Below are 18,107 nucleotides of genomic sequence, written 5' to 3'. Positions count from 1 at the left end.
TTGACTGACACACCGCTATCGCGAGCAGGCTCGCTCCCACATTGGTTTTGTGTGACCCCATTAGTCACGGAACACCCATGAAACTGCGCCTCGCCCTCACACTTTCCCTACTGCCAACCCCAGACCTGCTGGCCGAGCCCTTCGAACGCGACCAGGCCTTGAAGCTGCCCGACATCGTGATCAGCGCCAACCGCCAAGTCGAGGCCCGCAACGACAGCAGTGCCGCCAACACCGTGTTCACCCGCGACGACATCGAGCGCCTGCAACCGGCCAGTGTCACGGACTTGCTCAGCCGCGTGCCGGGTGTGCAAGTGGCGCCGCTGGGTGGGCGCGGCAGCCTGCCGGGGATTTACATTCGCGGGACCAAATCGGCCCAGAGCCTGGTGCTGGTGGACGGCCAGCGTATCGGCAACGCCACCTCCGGTGACAGCAACCTGCAACGCCTGAACATCAACCAGATCGAGCGCGTGGAAGTGCTGCGCGGTTCGCGCTCGGTGATCTACGGCGCCGACGCGGTGGGCGGGGTGATCCAGATTTTCACCCGTCGCGGCAACACCCAGGGCCTGCAACCGCGCCTGCATATGGGGGTCGGCAGCCACCAGGCCCGGGAGCGCAGCCTGGGCCTGTCCGGCGGCGACGAGCAGACCCGTTTCAACCTCGGCGCCAGCCTCGACGACAGCGCCGGCAGCAACCGGACCCACGAGTCCTACGCCAGCGACCGCGACGACGATGCCAACCGCAACCAGTCCTTCAGCCTGAGCCTGAGCCACGCGGCCAGCGATGACCTGGAAGTTGGCCTGAACCTGCTGGATAACCGCGGCAAAAGCGAATACGACAACCCGTTCGGCCGCTTCGACCCGAGCACGTTCGAGTCCCTGCCCCAGCAGCCCTACAGCGAGTTCGCGGTGAGCAGCTTCAGCACCTATGTGGACGGGCGCATCAACGACACCTGGAAGTCCCGCCTGGAACTGGGCCACAGCGAGAACCGCGAAAAGACCTTCGACAAGCTCAGCGCTGTCCGCGAAGTCTTCAACACCTACCGCGATTCGGTGACCTGGCAGAACGATGTGACGCTGGACGAGCGCAACAGCCTGATCGTCGGCGGCGACGGGTATCAGGACCGGGTCAACAGCAGCACGCCGTTCGACGAAGACAGCCGCTGGAACCGTGCGGCGTTCATCCAGCACCGCCTCCAGACCGAAACGTTCTCGACGGAACTGGGCCTGCGTCGCGACCAGAACCAACAGTTTGGCGGCCAGAACAGCTGGAGCGGCACCCTCACCGTGCCAGTCAATCCGGCCAACGACCTGTTGCTGACCTACAGCGAGAGCTTCCGCGCACCGACTTTCAACGACCTGTACTACCCGGACTTCAGCAACCCCGACCTCAAGCCCGAGACGGCCAAGAGCTACGAGCTGCAATGGCGCAGCCAACTGAGCGACAGCGCCCGCCTGGAAACCTCGCTGTACCGCACCGACCTGGAAGACGCGATCATTTTTGGCCGCGACTCACGCCCGCAGAACGTCGCCTCGGCGCGGATCAACGGCTTTGAAATGGCCTATCTGCAGGATGTCTTCGGCTGGCAGGGCAATCTGGCCCTGGCCATTATCGACCCGCGCGACCGTGACAGCGGTCACACCCTGGCCCGCCGCGCCCGACGAACCTTGAGCCTGGACCTGGACCGGCAATTCGACCGCCTCGGCCTGGGCGCCACCTGGCAAGCGGTGAGCGGCAGCTACGACGATGAAGACAACCGCAACGCCCTGGGCGGCTATGCCCTGCTCGGGTTGCGTGGCAGTTGGACGCTGACCCGGGAGGTGAAGCTGGAGATGAAGGTGGATAACCTGCTGGACAAGGGCTACAGCCGGGCGCTGTATAGCCATGATGGGGGGCAGTATGGGTATCGGGAGGAAGGTCGGGCTTGGTTGTTTGGGGTGACTTGGACCCCGGAATTCTGATCCAGGAACTGTGGTGTCTGGCCTGGCGTCATCGCGAGCAAGCTCGCTCCCACAGTTACCTGTTATGAAATCCCTGTGGGAGTGAGCTTGCTCGCGATGGCAGGCGCCGCGGTCTATCTGTCTGGCGCAATCAACTCACATAGCCGCGCCGTCGCCTCGATCATCTGCCCACTGGGCCGCTCCAGGCCTTTGTCATTGACCAACAACAACCGCCCCTGCGCCACCGGCCAGGTTTTCCAGGCATCGAGCTGCCTCTGTTCCGTGGCCAGGATGACGTGCGGATTACGTCGCAGCACCGCTTCCACACTCACCTGCGGCGCCGGCACGCTCAGGTCGGCAAAAACGTTGTGGGCACCGCACACGCTCAGCGCATCACTGATGATCTGCCCACCACCAACGGTGTACAGCGGCCGGTCCCAGACCTGGTAGAACACCGGCAACGGCGGGTCTCGTCGATAGCGCTGGCGTAGCGCCTCGAGACGCACGCGCAGCTGAGCCGCCCGTTGCACGCCCCGCTCCGGGCGGCCGAGCTGCTGGGCGATGGCTTCGATTTGCGTGATGAGTTGGTCAAGGCTGCGGGGCTCGGCGACATGGATGGGGATGCCCAGGCCCTTGAGCTGCTCGCGCTGGGCCGGGCCGACACTGCCAGGCCAGAGCAGGAGCAGATCGGGCTTGAGGCTGAGCAAGCGCTCCATGTCCAGTTGCCCGTAACGGCCTACCGAGGGCACGTCCCTGAGCGCCGGCGGGCGATCCCCGCCATCCAGCACGCCCACCAACAGGTCGGCGGAGCCCAGTTCAACGACGATTTCCGACAGCGACGGCGCCAGGCTGACGACCCGCGAGGCGGCCATCGTCGAGGCACTGACGGCCAGCAGCAAGACCGCCAGCCAGCGGCTCATCAGCCGAGTTGACGCGGGATGCGGTACAGGTAGAACAACACGGCGGTCGACAAGGCCAGCAGCATCAACGGCACGGCTTCCAGGCCCACGAACACCGCCAGGGCACCGATCCAGGCCGGCAGCCCGGCCACCAGGAAGGCGGCGCGACGACGGGCCGCCAGGTCGATCCAGGCCTGGGGCTCTTCGGGTGTGTCGAGGGCTTTCTGGGTGGCGACCAGGGCCTGTTTATACGGCCCGAAGAATCGCAGGCTGACAAACATCGACGCCAGGCCGGCAATGAACAACGGCATCGCCAGCACCGGCAGAATCGCTTCGCCCTGGCCGAACACCGCATTGATCACGAACAGTGGCAGCAAGGCCAGGGCCAGGTATTTCCACCAACTGACCGACAGCCGCCGCCGAACCTGACCGCGCGTCACGCCCGGTCAACCTCGCCTTGGTGCTCGTTGCCCATCATGTGGTCGAGCTTGCTGGCCTTGGTTGCCAGGTAGAGTTTGTTGTGGGGGTTATGGCCGGTGTGCAGCGGCACACGCTCGGCCACCACGATGCCCATGTCGGTCAACGCCTTGACCTTGCGTGGGTTGTTGGTCATCAAGCGCAGCGACTTCACGCCCAGATGCTCCAGCATCGGCAGGCAGATGCTGTAGTCACGCAGGTCGGCGGCAAAGCCAAGGCGCTCGTTGGCTTCCACGGTATCGGCACCGCCATCTTGCAGTTCATAGGCGCGGATCTTGTTCAACAAGCCGATGCCACGGCCTTCCTGGCGCAGGTACAGCAACACGCCACGACCTTCGCGGGCGATGGCCTGCAGCGCGGCCTCGAGTTGCGAACCGCAATCGCAGCGCTGGCTGAACAAGGCATCGCCAGTCAGGCATTCGGAATGCAGACGGCCCAGCACCGCCGAACCGTCGGCGAAATCACCCAGGCTGAGCACGACATGCTCGCGGCCGGTGGCTTCATCGAGAAAACCATGCATGGTGAATTGCGCAAAGGGCGTTGGCAGCTTGGAAGCGGCAACAAAAACGACAGGCACCGGTGTGCTCCTGATCTAGTACTGGAGTTTCGCAGAGGCGGGCATTGTAACAGCACGTCCCGACCGACGCTTAGGCTGAATTGTCGGCCATAACCATCGAAAAGTTTGATTACGGCTTCGGTGGCTTGCCATTCTCGTCGAAAGGATAGGGTTGCTTCCAATGTTCGAAAATCGGCTTGAGCTGGCCGGTTTTCACCAGCACTTCCATCCGCCGATCGAACAGTTCGCTCAGTGCCCGTCCGTTGGCGGTGTTGGCAAAGCCCAGGTAGAGGGGCAAGTTGATCAGCGGCGAGAGTTTGAACTGCTTCGGGTTATCGGCCTTGGCGAGCACTTCTTCGATTTCCATCGACGCATCGATGTAAAAATCCGCTCGCTCATGGATCAGCATCGGCAAGATACCCACCGCCCGGTGGATCTCATTGAAACGCCGGACATTGGGCAGGTAGTTGTTGTATTCGTACCCGCGCATCCATACCAGCCGATAGTTGCCAATCGTCGCCAGGGTGGGCGTCGGCTTGGAGGCCAACCCCAAGGCATAGATGTGATCGACGTCGTAGTGCCACTTCGGGTAAAGCACGCCTTCGGATTCATCCCGATAGGCGCCGACCTGCACGTCGACCTCGCCGCGCTGCACCAGCCCGATCGAACGGGTGTAGGGCACGCTGCGGATTTCCAACTTGACGCCTTCAGGCTCGAACACCGCGCGCAAGATGTCCCAGCCCATGCCCTGGCCATCGGCCTGGGTGTAATCGGCCCACTCCTCGCTGGCCGCGCGGATCTTGTCAGGCAGCGGCGCCGACTCGGCCACCCTCACACCCGCACAGGCTCCTAGACACAGCAACAGCAGTAGTGCGCGGCTTACGCCCATGCCTGGCTCCTTCAGGTGAAACACCACACCAATCCTTGCATTGCCAGCCAGGCGAAAACCCCGGCCAATACATCGTCGAGCATGATCCCGACACCTCCGTGCACATGTCGGTCGATCCAGCGGATCGGCCACGGCTTGAGGATATCGAAGAAACGGAACACCAGAAATCCCGTCAGCAACCAATACCAGCCTTCCGGCACCAGCCACAAGGTGATCCACATGCCGACCATTTCGTCCCAGACGATGCCCTCATGATCGTGCACCCGCAGGTCGTCCGCCACTTTGCCACACAGCCAGAAGCCAAACAGCATGGTGATGCCGAGCATCAACCAGTAGCCCCAGTCCGGCAACATCTGCCACAACGGTATGAAGGGTAGCGCAACCAGCGAGCCCCAGGTGCCCGGCGCTTTAGGTAAAGTGCCCGAACCAAAGCCAAATGCCAGGAAATGCCAGGGATTGCGCCAGACCGAAGGCGGAACGAACTCTGCCGGGACCTGGTTGGGATGATCTGTCACGGTGTCTCCCGAAAATGTTGATAGCCCCGTACATGCGGGGTGATGTCGTGCCCGTCGCTGTCGACCAGCGTGACGCCTTGCCCGGCCAGCACGCTGCCGATCACATGGATCGGCCAGCCTTCGGCCTGCAACGCCGACAACCGGCTCGGCGGCAGGGTGAACAGCAGCACGTAATCGTCACCGCCACTCAGGGCGGCCTGCGCGGCATCGGCTCCACCAAGAAACGCGACCAGAGCGCTGGACAGCGGCAGTCGGTCCCGTTCAACCTGCAAGGCTACCCCGGACGCCAGGGCGATATGCCCACAATCAGCCAGCAGGCCATCGGAAATATCCATCGCCGCGCTGGCCTTTCCCCGCAACGCCAGGCCCAAGTCGATCTGCGGCCGGGGCGACCAATAATGAGCCAGCAGTGGCTCGGCAATCCCGGGCTCGGCGTGACGCTGGCCGAGCACCAACGGCAAGGCGCCGGCGGCATTGCCCAGGTCGCCGCCGACACACAGCAGGTCGCCGGGCTGCGCGCCGCCGCGGGTCAGGGCCTGGCCGGACGGCACATGGCCGAACACGGTCATGGTCAGGCTCAACGGCCCACGCGTGGTGTCCCCTCCCACCAGCGCCACGCCACAGGCCTGGGCCATCTGGTTCAAACCGCGGGCATAGGCTTGCAGCCAATCGGCGGTCACCGTCGGCAAGGTCAGGGCCAGGGTAAAGGCCAAGGGCTTGGCGCCCATGGCGGCCAGGTCGCTGACCGCCACGGCCAGCGAGCGCTGGCCGAGCAGGAACGGGTCGCAAGGGTCTGGAAAATGCACACCGGCCACGAGCGTGTCGGTGGAGACCGCCAGCTGTTCCCCGGAAGGAGCCGCCAGCAAGGCGCAGTCGTCGCCGATCCCCAGCGCAACGCCCTCGCCGCCCTGCGCGCAAGGCGCGGCGGCGAAGTAGTTACGGATCAGCTCGAACTCACCCATTGGGATAACAAGCGCCAATCAGCGCTTGAACGCCTTCACTTCAGCTTCACGCAGGCGCGGGGCGAGCTTGTCGAGCACACCGTTGACGAACTTGTGGCCATCGGTGGAACCGAAGACTTTCGCCAGTTCGATCCCTTCGTTGATCACCACGCGGTACGGTACGTCGACGCGCTTGAGCAGTTCCCAGGTGGACAGGCGCAGCACCGCCAGTTCAACCGGATCCAGCTCTTCGATGGTCAGGTCCAGGCAAGGCGTGAGGGCGGTGTCGATTTCGGTCTTGAACTGCGGGACCCCGTGCAGGATCTCGCGGAAATAAGCACCGTCGACATCGCTGAAATCGTTATCGACCCGAAACTGCGCTTCGATCTCGTTCAGCGATTGCTTGGCCATGTGCCATTGATACAGCGCCTGGGTCGCGAGCTGACGGGCTTCGCGACGCTTGGCGCTTTTCGATGGCTTGCCGGCGTCCGCAGGCTTTGGATCGCGCGGGTTGAAACGATCGCTTTCGTCGCTAATCACTTGGCCTCCAACTGCGCCAGCAGGCTGACCATTTCCAGGGCGGACAGGGCAGCTTCGGCACCTTTGTTACCGGCCTTGGTGCCGGAACGTTCGATGGCTTGTTCGATGGAATCAACGGTCAGCACGCCAAAAGCGACCGGCACGCCGAACTCCATGGACACCTGGGCCAGGCCCTTGGTGCATTCGCCAGCCACGTATTCGAAGTGCGGAGTACCGCCACGAATGACCGCGCCCAAGGCGATGATCGCCGCATATTCGCCCTTTTGAGCGACTTTCTGCGCAACCAGCGGAATTTCGAAGGCGCCAGGGGCACGGATGATGGTGATGTCGCTTTCGCTCACGCCATGGCGAACCAGGGCATCGACCGCACCGCCAACCAGGCTCTCGACCACGAAACTGTTGAAACGGCCCACTACCAGAGCGTAGCGGCCTTTAGGGGCGATGAAGGTACCTTCGATGGTCTTCAGGGTCATTCGTCAGATCTCTTAAAGAGCCAGAGCGCGTTCTATACGCGCTCCTTCAGTGATATTAGCCACGAATACAGGGCCGTGAATCCCGCCATCTCGTTCACTTGCACACCCTCTGTGGCGGGGGAGCTTGCGTCGTAGGAGCTGTCGAGTGCAACGAGGCTGCGATCTTACCCCAGACAATTGAGTCGAGAGAGAAAGATCAAAATCAAAAGATCGCAGCCTTCGGCAGCTCCTACATCCAGCGGGAGCAAGCCCTCGCCACAATGAATCTAACTAGCCTTAAGTGAACAACAATGCCGGAATCCCCGGGCCATTATTCGGAGGGCACGTATTCTACAACTTCCAGATCGAAACCGGATATCGCATTAAATTTCATCGGTGCGCTCATCAGGCGCATTTTACGCACGCCCAGGTCACGAAGGATCTGCGAACCGGCACCGACGATGCTGTAGGTGGTCGGTTTTTTCACTGCGGTTTGATCCGCGGTTTCGCGAATGTGCGCCAGTAGCACGTCGCCATCGAGCGGGTGGCCGAGCAGCAACACCACGCCGCTGCCGGCCTCGGCCACCGCGGCCATGGCGGCCCGCAGGCTCCAGCGACCGGGTTGCTTGACCATCAGCAAATCGCGCAGCGGGTCCATGTTGTGCACGCGCACCAAGGTCGGCTCTTCGGCGCATACGGTGCCCAGGGTCAGCGCCATGTGCACGTCGCCTTCCACCGAGTCGCGGTAGGTCACCAGGTTGAACTGGCCCAGTTCGCTGTCCAGCGGCTGCTCGGCAATCCGCTGAACGGTACGTTCGTGGATCATCCGGTAGTGGATCAGGTCGGCGATGGTGCCGATCTTGATGTTGTGTTCGGCGGCGAAGGTTTCCAGCTCCGCGCGACGGGACATGGTGCCGTCGTCGTTCATCACTTCGCAGATCACGCCGCTGGGTTCGAAGCCGGCCATGCGCGCCAGGTCGCACGCCGCTTCGGTGTGGCCGGCGCGGGCCAGGGTGCCACCGGCCTGGGCCATCAGCGGGAAGATGTGGCCGGGGCTGACGATGTCTTCGGCCTTGGCGTCCCGGGCGGCGGCAGCCTGTACGGTGCGCGCGCGATCAGCGGCGGAGATCCCGGTGGTCACGCCTTCGGCGGCCTCGATGGACACGGTGAACTTGGTGCCGAAGCCCGAGCCGTTGCGTGGCGCCATCAGCGGCAGCTTGAGCAGTTCGCAGCGCTCGCGGGTCATCGGCATGCAGATCAGGCCACGGGCGTGCTTGGCCATGAAGTTGATGTGTTCGGCCTTGCAGCACTCGGCGGCCATGATCAGGTCGCCTTCGTTCTCGCGGTCTTCGTCATCCATGAGGATGACCATCTTGCCTTGGCGGATGTCTTCAACCAGTTCTTCGATGCTATTGAGCGCCACGCGGCACCCCCTTGGGTCAGGATTTGAGGTAGCCGTTGGCGGCCAGAAAACTTTCGGTGATGTTACCGGCCCGCCGTTGTGAAGAGTCAGGCTCTGCGGCCTTGTCTCCCATAAGCAGGCGTTCCAGGTAACGGGCCAGCAAGTCGACTTCCAGGTTGACCCGGCGACCTGGCCGGTACGAAGCCATGATGGTTTCGCTCAGCGTGTGGGGAATGATCGTCAGCAGGAATTCGGCGCCATCCACCGCGTTGACCGTCAGGCTGGTGCCGTCGACGGTGATCGAGCCTTTATGGGCGATGTACTTGGCCAGTTCCTTCGGGGCGCGGATGCGAAACTCCACGGCCCGGGCGTTATCCGTGCGCGAGACCACTTCGCCGACGCCGTCCACGTGGCCGCTGACCAGGTGCCCGCCCAGGCGAGTGGTGGGGGTCAGGGCTTTTTCCAGGTTGACCGGGCTGCCGCTCTTGAGGTCGTTCATGGCCGTGCAGTCGAGGGTTTCGCGGCTGACGTCCGCCAGGAAGCCGTTGCCTGGCAGTTCAACGGCGGTCAGGCAGACGCCGTTTACCGCGATGCTGTCGCCCAGCTTGACGTCGCTCAGGTCGAGCTTGCCGGTTTCGACGTGGACCCGCACATCGCCGCCCTTGGGGGTGAGTGCACGGATGCTGCCGATGGATTCGATGATGCCGGTAAACATGGAGTCCTCCTCGAGAACGGGCCGCCGCGTGAGCGAAAGCCGGGAATTATACGCTGGCCGGTGGAACGGGAATGGCGATGACTCGCCAGTCATCGCCCACGGCGCGGATTTCGGTGATTTTCAGCTGGGGAGCGTCCTTCATCTGCGCCAGCGGCCAGTCCAGCAGTGGCCGCGCCGAAGAACCGAGGAATTTGCCGGCGATGAAGATCTGGAACTCGTCCACCAGCCCCAGTCGGGCGAAAGCCCCCGCCAGGCGCGGACCGGCCTCCACCAGCACTTCATTGACATCCCGGGCAGCCAGCGCCACCAGCAGCCGACGCAGATCGACCTGGCCGTCATCGCCCGCCACGATCATGCATTCAGGACCGTTGGCGTACTGTTCTTCCACCGCCATGCAGGTAGCGACCAGCGCCGGGCCGGCCTTGAAAAACGCCGCATCCAGGGGCACCCGCAGGCGCCCGTCCACCAGTACCCGCAACGGCGGACGGCTCATGACCAACGCAGTCTGCTCGGCATCCAGCCCAAGTTCATCGGCGCGTACGGTCAGCCGGGCGTTGTCCGCCAGCACCGTATCGGCACCGGTCAGCACCACACTGGCCTGGGCGCGCAAGCGTTGGACCGCCGAACGTGCGGCCGGGCCGGTGATCCACTGGCTTTCGCCGCTTTCCATGGCGGTGCGGCCATCCAGGCTCATGGCGAGCTTGACCCGCACGAACGGCAGGCCCTGTTCCATGCGCTTGAGAAAACCTTCATTGAGCTTGCGCGCCTCACCTTCCAGCACGCCGCTTTCAGTGGCGATGCCGGCCTGGGCCAGGCGTTGCAGGCCGCGCCCGGCGACTGCCGGGTTAGGGTCCTGCATCGCTGCCACCACCCGCGCCACGCCGGCGTTGACCAGCGCATCGGCACAAGGCGGGGTACGCCCGTGATGACTGCAAGGCTCGAGGGTCACGTAGGCCGTGGCGCCCCGGGCGTTGTCACCGGCGGCCCGCAGGGCATGGACTTCGGCATGGGGCTCACCAGCGCGGATGTGCCAGCCTTCGCCGACAATCTGCCCGTCACGCACGATCACGCAACCGACCCGGGGGTTGGGGTCGGTGGTGTAGTGACCACGTCGCGCCAACTCCAGGGCACGGGCCATGTAGTGGGCGTCGAGGACAGCCTGCTGCGCCGGGCCGGTCATTCTTTCACCGGTTCGCGGGCCAGGCGGTCGATTTCTTCACGGAACTCGTTCAGGTCCTGGAAGCGCCGGTATACCGAGGCGAAACGGATGTAGGCGACTTCGTCGAGCTTCTGCAGCTCGGCCATCACCAACTCTCCGACCACCAGGGACTTGACCTCGCGCTCGCCGGTGGCCCGCAGCTTGTGCTTGATGTGCACCAGCGCCGCTTCCAGGCGCTCGACGCTCACCGGGCGCTTTTCCAAGGCGCGCTGCATGCCGGCGCGCAGTTTTTCTTCGTCGAACGGCTGGCGGCTGCCGTCGGTTTTGATCAGGCGCGGCAACACCAGTTCAGCGGTCTCGAACGTCGTGAAACGCTCGCCGCAAGCCAGGCATTCGCGGCGGCGGCGGACTTGTTCGCCCTCGGCGACCAGTCGCGAGTCGATGACCTTGGTGTCGTTGGCACCGCAGAAGGGACAGTGCATGGTGGCAGGCAACAAAAAAAGGGAGGGCCATGGTAGCGCATCCCACTGGCAAGACAAGCCATAGGGTTTACGGTATACAGACGGGCCTACCGTCAGATCCATGGAATTCACCTTGCTGGAGCCACACATGCCGCTACGATCGCTCGTTTTGCTCAGTTTTTTCAGCCTGCTGATGGCGTGCAGCAGCGATGCCCCCAAGCCCGCCGCTCCCGCTCCGGCCCCCGCGCCGAAACAGGCCCAGGAAAAAGCCCGCCAGGCGGCCGAGCTGGGGCCATTACCGGCGTACCAGCGTGAAATCAGCGGCACCCTGCAAGGCGTGCCGGCCGGAGCCGAAGTGGAACTGGCGCTGCTGGTGATCGACGACAAGGACCGTCCACAACAATTGCTCGCCAGTTCCAGCCTGATCGGCACCAACCAGGCCCTGCCCTTCCGTTTGCGCTTCAACCCGGAAGCCTTCCCGGTGGGCGCCCGCGTGGAACTGCGTGGCCGCGCCAGCCAGTCCGGCCAGTTGATCCTGCACTTGCCGGAACAACGCATCAGCCAACCGACCACCCAGGCATTGGGCACCCTGCAATTCGTCAAAGCGCCATGAGTGCACCGCAAGACCTGCAACGGGCGTTGAGTGAATTGCTTGGCGACGCGCGTCTGGTGGCTTGTCCGCTCCCCGGCGCTGACTTGACGTTGTGGCTGATCGACGGCGACAACATGGACCGCGCCTTCAGCCCGGAAGAAACCCGGCGCATTCTCCACGAGCCGCCCTATTGGAGTTTCTGCTGGGCCAGCGGCCTGGCGATGGCCCGCTACCTCACCGAGCAGCCGCAGTGGGTGGAAGGCAAGCGGGTGCTGGATTTTGGTGCCGGTTCCGGCGTGGCGGGCATCGCGGCGGTCAAGGCCGGAGCCCTGGAAGTGGTGGCCTGCGACCTCGACCCACTGGCGATTGCCGCCTGCCAGGCCAATGCCGCGCTCAATGGCGTGGAGCTGGGTTATTCGACGGACTTTTTCGCCGAGACCGATCGTTTCGACCTGATCCTGGTCGCCGACGTACTCTACGACCGGGCCAACCTGCCGCTGCTCGACCAGTTCCTCAGTCGTGGTCGCGAGGCGTTGGTGGCCGATTCCCGGGTGCGGGATTTCCAGCATCCGCTGTACCGGCGCATCGAAATGCTCCAGGCCATGACCCTGCCGGACCTGGCCGAGCCGGAAGAGTTTCGCCATGTGAGCCTGTACCACGCGCGGCGCTGACCCTAAAAAGCATCGCGAGCAAGCTCGCTCCCACAGGGGGCGCATGAACACTCGAGATCCCTTGTGGGAGCGAGCTTGCTCGCGATGGAGCCCTGCCAATCTACACACCTCTCACCGCCACCCCGCTTTCAGCCACCCCCCACCACGCCGTATAGTTGCCCCATTCAAGCGCTCTACGAGATTGCCCATGACTCAGGAAACGCCCTACATCTTCGACGCCACCACCGCCGATTTCGACCAATCGGTGATCGCGAATTCTTTCCACAAACCGGTACTGGTGGATTTCTGGGCCGAGTGGTGTGCGCCGTGCAAGGCTCTGATGCCAATGCTGCAAACCATTGCCGAGAGCTATCAAGGCGAATTGCTGCTGGCCAAGGTCAACTGCGACATCGAGCAGGACATTGTGGCCCGCTTCGGCATTCGCAGCCTGCCGACGGTGGTGTTGTTCAAGGACGGTCAGCCCGTCGACGGCTTTGCCGGTGCCCAGCCGGAGTCGGCGGTACGCACGATGCTCGAACCCCATGTGCAGATGCCACCGCCGGCCGCCGCCGACCCGTTCGAACAGGCCCAGGCGCTGTTCGACGACGGTCGTTTCGCCGACGCCGAAGCCGTGCTCACCGTGTTGCTGGGTGAAGACAACACCAACGCCAAGGCGCTGATCCTGTATGCCCGCTGCCTGACCGAGCGCGGCGAGCTGGACGAAGCGCAGACCGTGCTCGACGCGGTGAAAAGCGATGAGCACAAGGCCGCCCTCGCCGGTGCCAAGGCGCAGATCCAGTTCCTCGGCCTGGCCAAGCACCTGCCGGACGCCGCCGACCTCAAGGCGCGCCTGGCGAAAGACCCGCAAGACGACGAAGCGGTGTACCAACTGGCGATCCAGCAACTGGCGCGCCAACAGTACGAAGCGGCCCTCGATGCGCTGCTCAAGCTGTTCGTGCGTAACCGCGGCTACAGCGAAGGCCTGCCCCACAAGACCTTGCTGCAGGTATTCGAACTGCTGGGCAACGACCATCCGCTGGTGACGACCTATCGCCGCAAGCTGTTCGCGGCGTTGTATTGACTCCCCTGTAGGAGTTGCCGAAGGCTGCGATCTTTTGATCTTTTGCTTGAGACTCAAGCGTCTGGGGAAAGCTCGCAGCCTCGCTTCGCTCGTCAGCTCCTACGCGGTTTCGTGCCAGCTATAGAGTGGTGTGTCGCCGCCACTGATGACTTTTACATCCGGGCTATGGCGCAGGCGCACCAACAGGCGCTTGCCCGCCGAGGCGCTGCCGGTCAGGCCTTCGAGCTGCTCCAGCAGGTCCGGACCGCTCAGTTGGCCGGCCTTGCGCAGCAGTTCCTTGGCGATCTGCCATTGGGCATCGTCCTGGTTCGTCGGTTTGGCCGCCGGTGCCGCTGCACTTTCGGATTTGGCCACTTGCAACTGCGCGCCGAGCTGCGCCCAGTCGCCCTCATCCATTTCGATCGTCAAGTCCACCGGCCATTCGCCGACGGTTCCGCGTATCCGCAACATCACCGTGCTCCTGAATATTTCATGTACGCATGCTCCCATGGCCCTTGCGCGACGCCAAGCAGACGGTCAAACTCTCCGCACTTTCGTTATAAGATTACATAACCTTTTCGGAGACTCGTCATGCGTCGTCTGCTTCTCGCTTTGCCGTTCGCCCTGCTGCCATTGGCTGTCGCTCATGCGGCGGTGGAGCATGACCACGACCATGATCACGAACATGGCAGCCTCGGCGCCCATGAACACGGCGTTGCTCGACTGAACGCTGCCCTGGATGGCCAGACCCTGGAGCTGGAGCTGGAAAGCCCGGCGATGAACCTGGTGGGCTTCGAACATGCCGCCACCAGCGATGCCGACAAGGCCAAGGTCGCCGCGGTACGGGCGCTGTTGGACAAGCCGCTGGCGTTGTTCAACCTGCCGGCCGCCGCCAAGTGCAGCGTGGCCCAACAGGAACTGGAAAGCCCGTTGTTCGGCGATGAACCGGACCACGAAGACCATGACGAAGACGCCGATGGCGACGAACACCACGAGCACAGTGAGATCCATGCCCACTATCAGTTCACCTGCGCCGCCGCTGGTGCATTGAAGAACCTGGACCTGGCGACACTGTTCAAAACCTTCCCGGCCACCCAGAAAATTCAGGTACAACTGATCAGCCCGAGTGGCCAACAAGGCGTGGAAGTGACGGCCAAGGCGCCAACCCTGAAATTTTGATTCACCGCAAAACCCGATGTGGGAGCGAGCTTGCTCGCGATGAGGCCGGCACATCCAATACAGATGTAGCCTGACCCAGCGCTATCGCGAGCAAGCTCGCTCCCACAGGGGTTCACCTTGATCTGACCGGTTTCATATGACCCAAGCACTCATCGAACTGTCCGACCTGGGCTTCAGTTGGCCCGGGCATCCGCCCTTGCTGGATATCCCGGCGTTTCGCCTGGAAGTGGGTGAAACCTTGTTCCTCAAGGGCCCGAGTGGCAGCGGCAAGACCACGCTGCTGGGGCTGTTGGGCGGGGTGCAAACGCCGGATCGCGGCAGCATCCGCCTGCTCGGCCAGGAACTCAGCGAACTGACCGCCGGCCGCCGCGACCGCTTTCGCGTGGACCATACCGGTTATATTTTCCAGCAGTTCAACCTGCTGCCGTTTCTCTCGGTACGGGAGAACGTCGAACTGCCCTGCCACTTCTCGAAACTGCGCGCGCAGCGGGCCAGCCAGCGCCATGGCAGTGTCGATCAAGCGGCCGCCACGCTGCTGGCCCACCTGGGCTTGACCGATCCGAACCTGTTGGAGCGTCGCGCCGACTCGTTGTCCATCGGCCAGCAACAACGGGTCGCCGCCGCCCGGGCCTTGATCGGTCAACCGGAACTGGTGATCGCCGACGAACCGACTTCAGCCCTGGACTACGACGCCCGGGAAAACTTCCTGCGGCTGTTGTTCGCCGAATGCCGCGAGGCCGGGTCGAGCCTGTTGTTCGTCAGCCATGACCAGAGCCTGGCGTCGCTGTTCGACCGCCACCTCTCGCTGGCCGATCTCAATCGCGCCGCCACGCCACTCGAGGTCTGAGATGTATTTGTTCCGTCTAGCCATGGCCAGCCTGGCGAACCGCCGCTTCACGGCGATCCTCACCGCGTTTGCCATCGCCCTCTCGGTCTGTCTGTTACTGGCGGTGGAGCGAGTGCGCACCGAGGCGCGAGCCAGTTTCGCCAGCACCATCAGCGGCACCGACCTGATCGTCGGTGCCCGCTCCGGATCGGTGAACCTGCTGCTGTATTCGGTGTTTCGCATCGGCAACGCCACCAACAACATCCGCTGGGACAGCTTCGAACAGTTCGCCAAGAACCCGAAAGTGAAGTGGGCGATCCCCATGTCCCTGGGCGATTCCCATCGCGGCTACCGGGTGATGGGCACCACCGAGGCCTACTTCGAGCATTACCAGTACGGCCGTCAGCAACACCTGGAACTGGCCGATGGCCGGGCTTTCGCCAGCGATCCGTTCGAAGTGGTGCTCGGTGCCGAAGTGGCCGAGGCGCTGCACTACAAGCTCGGCGACAAACTGGTGCTGGCCCACGGCGTGGCGGCAATCAGCCTGGTCAAGCATGACGACAAGCCCTTCACCGTGGTCGGGATTCTCAAGCGCACCGGCACCCCGGTGGATCGTACGCTGCACATCAGCCTCGGCGGCATGGAGGCGATCCACATCGACTGGAAGAACGGCGTGCCGGCCCAGGGCAATGGGCGCATCAGCGCCGACCAGGCCCGCAACATGGACCTCACGCCCCAAGCGATCACCGCGTTCATGCTCGGCCTCAACAGCAAGATTTCGACCTTCGCCTTGCAGCGCGAGATCAATGAGTTCCGTGGCGAACCGCTGCTGGCCATCCTCCCCGGCGTAGCACTGCAGGAGTTGTGGAGCCTGATGGGCACGGCGGAAAAGGCCTTGTTCGTGATTTCGCTGTTCGTGGTCCTGACCGGGTTGATCGGCATGCTCACGGCGATCCTCACCAGCCTCAACGAGCGTCGCCGGGAAATGGCGATCCTGCGTTCGGTGGGCGCGAGGCCGTGGCACATCGCGACGCTGCTGGTGTTCGAAGCCTTTGCCCTGGCGCTGGCCGGGGTCATCGCCGGGCTGGCGTTGCTGTACATCGGCATCGCCGCCGCCCAGGGCTACGTGCAGTCGGCCTACGGTTTGTACTTGCCCCTGGGCTGGCCGAGCGAATATGAATGGACGCTGCTGGCGGGCATCCTGGTCGCCGCCCTGCTGATGGGCAGCGTGCCGGCCTGGCGCGCCTATCGCCAATCGTTGGCCGACGGCCTGTCGATCCGTCTATGAGGACCTTGAAGATGCCCCGCGCCCTGCTTGCACTGTTGATGATGGTCGCCCTGCCGCTGTGGGCGGCCGAGCCGAGGGACCTGGCCTGGTCGGAAATGATCCCGCCGGATGCACCGCCGGAAGTGCCGAACATGACGCCCCTGCACGACCTGTCGAAGATGAGCGACGCCCTGGCCGCCGAGTCCGCTCCAGCCGCCAAGCAGGATTTGCCCAACGCGCCGGTGGTCAAGGCCCTCGATGGCCAGCAGATTCGCTTGCCAGGCTACATCGTGCCGCTGGAAGTCAGCGAGGAAGGTCGCACCACGGACTTCCTGCTGGTGCCGTATTTCGGCGCCTGCATCCACGTGCCGCCACCGCCGTCGAACCAGATCGTGCATGTGAAAAGCGAGGTCGGCGTGAAGCTCGACGAGCTGTACCAGCCGTACTGGGTCGAAGGGCCGATGCAGGTCAAGCCGTCCACCAGCGAACTGGCCGATGCGGGATATCAGATGGAGGCGCAGAAGATTTATGTGTATGAGTTGCCGGAGTGAATCGGGTAGTGATGGGCAGTCCGTCAGATAGCTATCGCGAGCAAGCTCGCTCCCACAGGAGATCTCAGTGCCTATGCGACCTGTGTGGGAGCGAGCTTGCTCGCGATGGGGCCGTCAAGGCTTGCTCATCATCATTTCATTGAGCTGGGTCAATTAATCGACCAAGACTCATTGAGCTGTGTCAAAAGACCGGGCCAGGCGCCTCCTTACCATAGGACATCAATTTTGAAATGTCCTCTGGAGCCCCCATGCACAAGTCCTTGCTCAGCGCCTCCCTCGTCGCCCTCGCGCTCGCAGCCCCGCTCGCCCAGGCCCATACGGCCGGTGACATCATCGTTCGCGCCGGCGCTATCACCGTCAATCCAGAGGCCGACAGCTCCAGCGTCAAGGTCGACCGTGGTCCGCTGGCCGGCGCCGACCTGGGCGGCAAGGCGACCATGAGCAGCGATACGCAACTGGGCCTGAACTTCGCCTACATGCTGACCAACAATTGGGGTATCGAACTGCTGGCGGCCTCGCCGTTCGAGCACGACGTGAAAATCAAAGGCACCGCCCTCGGCGCGGCCAATGGCAAGCTCGGCACCCTCAAGCACCTGCCGCCCACACTGAGCCTGGTCTACTACCCGCTCGACGCCAAGTCGGCGTTCCAACCCTATGTCGGTGCCGGTATCAACTACACCTGGATCTACGACGAACACGTCGGCAGCGAAGCCAGCGCCAATGGCTTCAGCAACTTCCGGGCGAAAAACAGCTGGGGCATGGCCTGGCAGGTCGGTGCCGACTACATGCTGACCGACAACATCATGATCAACGGCCAGATCCGCTACATCGACATTGACACTACCGCCTATGTGGACAACAACGCCGTGGCCGGTGGTACCCGGGCCAAGGTGAATATCGATGTGGATCCGTTCATCTACATGGTGGGGTTGGGCTACAAGTTCTAAGCCTCACTCCAGTCTAAAAGCACTTGTGGGAGCGAGCCTGCTCGCGATTGCGGTGGATCAGCCAGCATTCATGTTGACTGATGAACCGCTAT

At 63.4% G+C, this 18,107-nt stretch carries 22 protein-coding genes; 9 read left to right on the top strand and 13 right to left on the bottom strand.

The window, feature by feature from the left end:
• Positions 1–77: 77 nt before the first annotated feature.
• Positions 78–1,958 (top strand): TonB-dependent receptor domain-containing protein, encoded by a 1,881-nt coding sequence (locus BLQ55_RS25960; RefSeq protein WP_092258141.1) that lies wholly within the window; start codon positions 78–80, stop codon positions 1,956–1,958.
• Positions 1,959–2,071: 113 nt separating this feature from the next.
• On the opposite strand, the gene BLQ55_RS25955 is transcribed toward BLQ55_RS25960, so the two are convergent.
• The 12 genes from BLQ55_RS25955 to nrdR form a co-directional block, all read right to left on the bottom strand.
• Entirely contained in the window at positions 2,072–2,857 is a 786-nt protein-coding gene (locus BLQ55_RS25955) for a cobalamin-binding protein (protein WP_092258138.1), read from the bottom strand.
• Entirely contained in the window at positions 2,857–3,276 is a 420-nt protein-coding gene (locus BLQ55_RS25950; protein ID WP_060740421.1) for a hypothetical protein, read from the bottom strand. The genes BLQ55_RS25955 and BLQ55_RS25950 overlap by 1 nt, the downstream gene beginning before the upstream one ends.
• Positions 3,273–3,890, bottom strand: a complete 618-nt coding sequence (gene ribA / locus BLQ55_RS25945; RefSeq protein WP_092204490.1) for a GTP cyclohydrolase II — start codon at positions 3,888–3,890, stop codon at positions 3,273–3,275. The genes BLQ55_RS25950 and ribA overlap by 4 nt, the downstream gene beginning before the upstream one ends.
• 109 nt (positions 3,891–3,999) lie before the next feature.
• Positions 4,000–4,758, bottom strand: a complete 759-nt coding sequence (locus tag BLQ55_RS25940; RefSeq protein ID WP_092258135.1) for a substrate-binding periplasmic protein — start codon at positions 4,756–4,758, stop codon at positions 4,000–4,002.
• An 11-nt stretch (positions 4,759–4,769) separates the two neighbouring features.
• Positions 4,770–5,273 carry a phosphatidylglycerophosphatase A family protein gene (locus BLQ55_RS25935; RefSeq protein WP_053125805.1) on the bottom strand — a complete coding sequence of 168 codons (504 nt, stop codon included), beginning with the start codon at positions 5,271–5,273 and terminating at the stop codon, positions 4,770–4,772.
• Complete coding sequence (gene thiL, locus BLQ55_RS25930; protein WP_092258132.1) at positions 5,270–6,235, bottom strand: thiamine-phosphate kinase; 966 nt, start codon at positions 6,233–6,235, stop codon at positions 5,270–5,272. Before thiL ends, BLQ55_RS25935 begins: the two co-directional genes overlap by 4 nt.
• Positions 6,236–6,253: 18 nt before the next feature.
• On the bottom strand, positions 6,254–6,754 hold the full coding sequence (gene nusB, locus BLQ55_RS25925) for a transcription antitermination factor NusB (RefSeq protein ID WP_057713127.1): 501 nt from the start codon (positions 6,752–6,754) through the stop codon (positions 6,254–6,256).
• The gene (ribE, locus tag BLQ55_RS25920; protein WP_003206025.1) at positions 6,751–7,227 is read right to left on the bottom strand and encodes a 6,7-dimethyl-8-ribityllumazine synthase; all 477 of its coding nucleotides are present in this window, start codon (positions 7,225–7,227) and stop codon (positions 6,751–6,753) included. The genes nusB and ribE overlap by 4 nt, the downstream gene beginning before the upstream one ends.
• Positions 7,228–7,537: 310 nt before the next feature.
• Positions 7,538–8,629, bottom strand: a complete 1,092-nt coding sequence (ribBA, locus tag BLQ55_RS25915) for a bifunctional 3,4-dihydroxy-2-butanone-4-phosphate synthase/GTP cyclohydrolase II (RefSeq protein ID WP_072410441.1) — start codon at positions 8,627–8,629, stop codon at positions 7,538–7,540.
• 16 nt (positions 8,630–8,645) lie between these two features.
• Complete coding sequence (locus BLQ55_RS25910; protein WP_092258129.1) at positions 8,646–9,323, bottom strand: riboflavin synthase; 678 nt, start codon at positions 9,321–9,323, stop codon at positions 8,646–8,648.
• A gap of 46 nt (positions 9,324–9,369) precedes the next feature.
• Entirely contained in the window at positions 9,370–10,503 is a 1,134-nt protein-coding gene (gene ribD / locus BLQ55_RS25905) for a bifunctional diaminohydroxyphosphoribosylaminopyrimidine deaminase/5-amino-6-(5-phosphoribosylamino)uracil reductase RibD (protein WP_092204486.1), read from the bottom strand.
• Positions 10,500–10,964, bottom strand: coding sequence for a transcriptional regulator NrdR (gene nrdR, locus BLQ55_RS25900; protein WP_013694316.1), 465 nt, complete (start codon positions 10,962–10,964; stop codon positions 10,500–10,502). The genes ribD and nrdR overlap by 4 nt, the downstream gene beginning before the upstream one ends.
• 127 nt (positions 10,965–11,091) lie before the next feature.
• Here nrdR and BLQ55_RS25895 point away from each other — a divergent pair, with 127 nt between their 5' ends.
• The 3 genes from BLQ55_RS25895 (at position 11,092) to trxA (ending at position 13,266) form a co-directional block, all read left to right on the top strand.
• On the top strand, positions 11,092–11,556 hold the full coding sequence (locus tag BLQ55_RS25895; RefSeq protein ID WP_092204485.1) for a YbaY family lipoprotein: 465 nt from the start codon (positions 11,092–11,094) through the stop codon (positions 11,554–11,556).
• Positions 11,553–12,206 carry a class I SAM-dependent methyltransferase gene (locus BLQ55_RS25890; RefSeq protein WP_092258126.1) on the top strand — a complete coding sequence of 218 codons (654 nt, stop codon included), beginning with the start codon at positions 11,553–11,555 and terminating at the stop codon, positions 12,204–12,206. The genes BLQ55_RS25895 and BLQ55_RS25890 overlap by 4 nt, the downstream gene beginning before the upstream one ends.
• A gap of 187 nt (positions 12,207–12,393) precedes the next feature.
• Positions 12,394–13,266: a thioredoxin gene (gene trxA, locus BLQ55_RS25885; protein ID WP_092172783.1), complete on the top strand. Its 873-nt coding sequence runs from the start codon at positions 12,394–12,396 to the stop codon at positions 13,264–13,266.
• 99 nt (positions 13,267–13,365) lie between these two features.
• On the opposite strand, the gene BLQ55_RS25880 is transcribed toward trxA, so the two are convergent.
• Entirely contained in the window at positions 13,366–13,716 is a 351-nt protein-coding gene (locus tag BLQ55_RS25880; protein ID WP_092258123.1) for a hypothetical protein, read from the bottom strand.
• Between the two features lie 120 nt (positions 13,717–13,836).
• On the opposite strand from BLQ55_RS25880, the gene BLQ55_RS25875 reads away from it, so the two are divergent.
• The 5 genes from BLQ55_RS25875 (at position 13,837) to BLQ55_RS25855 (ending at position 18,015) form a co-directional block, all read left to right on the top strand.
• Entirely contained in the window at positions 13,837–14,424 is a 588-nt protein-coding gene (locus tag BLQ55_RS25875; RefSeq protein WP_092258120.1) for a DUF2796 domain-containing protein, read from the top strand.
• 136 nt (positions 14,425–14,560) lie between these two features.
• Positions 14,561–15,271: an ABC transporter ATP-binding protein gene (locus BLQ55_RS25870; RefSeq protein WP_092258117.1), complete on the top strand. Its 711-nt coding sequence runs from the start codon at positions 14,561–14,563 to the stop codon at positions 15,269–15,271.
• A gap of 1 nt (position 15,272) precedes the next feature.
• Positions 15,273–16,538, top strand: a complete 1,266-nt coding sequence (locus tag BLQ55_RS25865) for an ABC transporter permease (protein ID WP_092204479.1) — start codon at positions 15,273–15,275, stop codon at positions 16,536–16,538.
• Positions 16,539–16,549: 11 nt separating this feature from the next.
• Positions 16,550–17,068, top strand: coding sequence for a DUF3299 domain-containing protein (locus tag BLQ55_RS25860; RefSeq protein WP_025215734.1), 519 nt, complete (start codon positions 16,550–16,552; stop codon positions 17,066–17,068).
• Positions 17,069–17,316: 248 nt separating this feature from the next.
• The gene (locus BLQ55_RS25855; RefSeq protein WP_092258114.1) at positions 17,317–18,015 is read left to right on the top strand and encodes an OmpW/AlkL family protein; all 699 of its coding nucleotides are present in this window, start codon (positions 17,317–17,319) and stop codon (positions 18,013–18,015) included.
• Positions 18,016–18,107: the final 92 nt, after the last annotated feature.

It is taken from the genome of Pseudomonas sp. NFACC13-1, from assembly GCF_900104425.1.
GTDB classification, from domain to species: Bacteria; Pseudomonadota; Gammaproteobacteria; order Pseudomonadales; family Pseudomonadaceae; genus Aquipseudomonas; species Aquipseudomonas fluorescens_AA.
The sequence above is the reverse complement of the archived record's forward strand: the minus strand, read 5'-3'. Positions and strand labels throughout refer to the sequence as shown.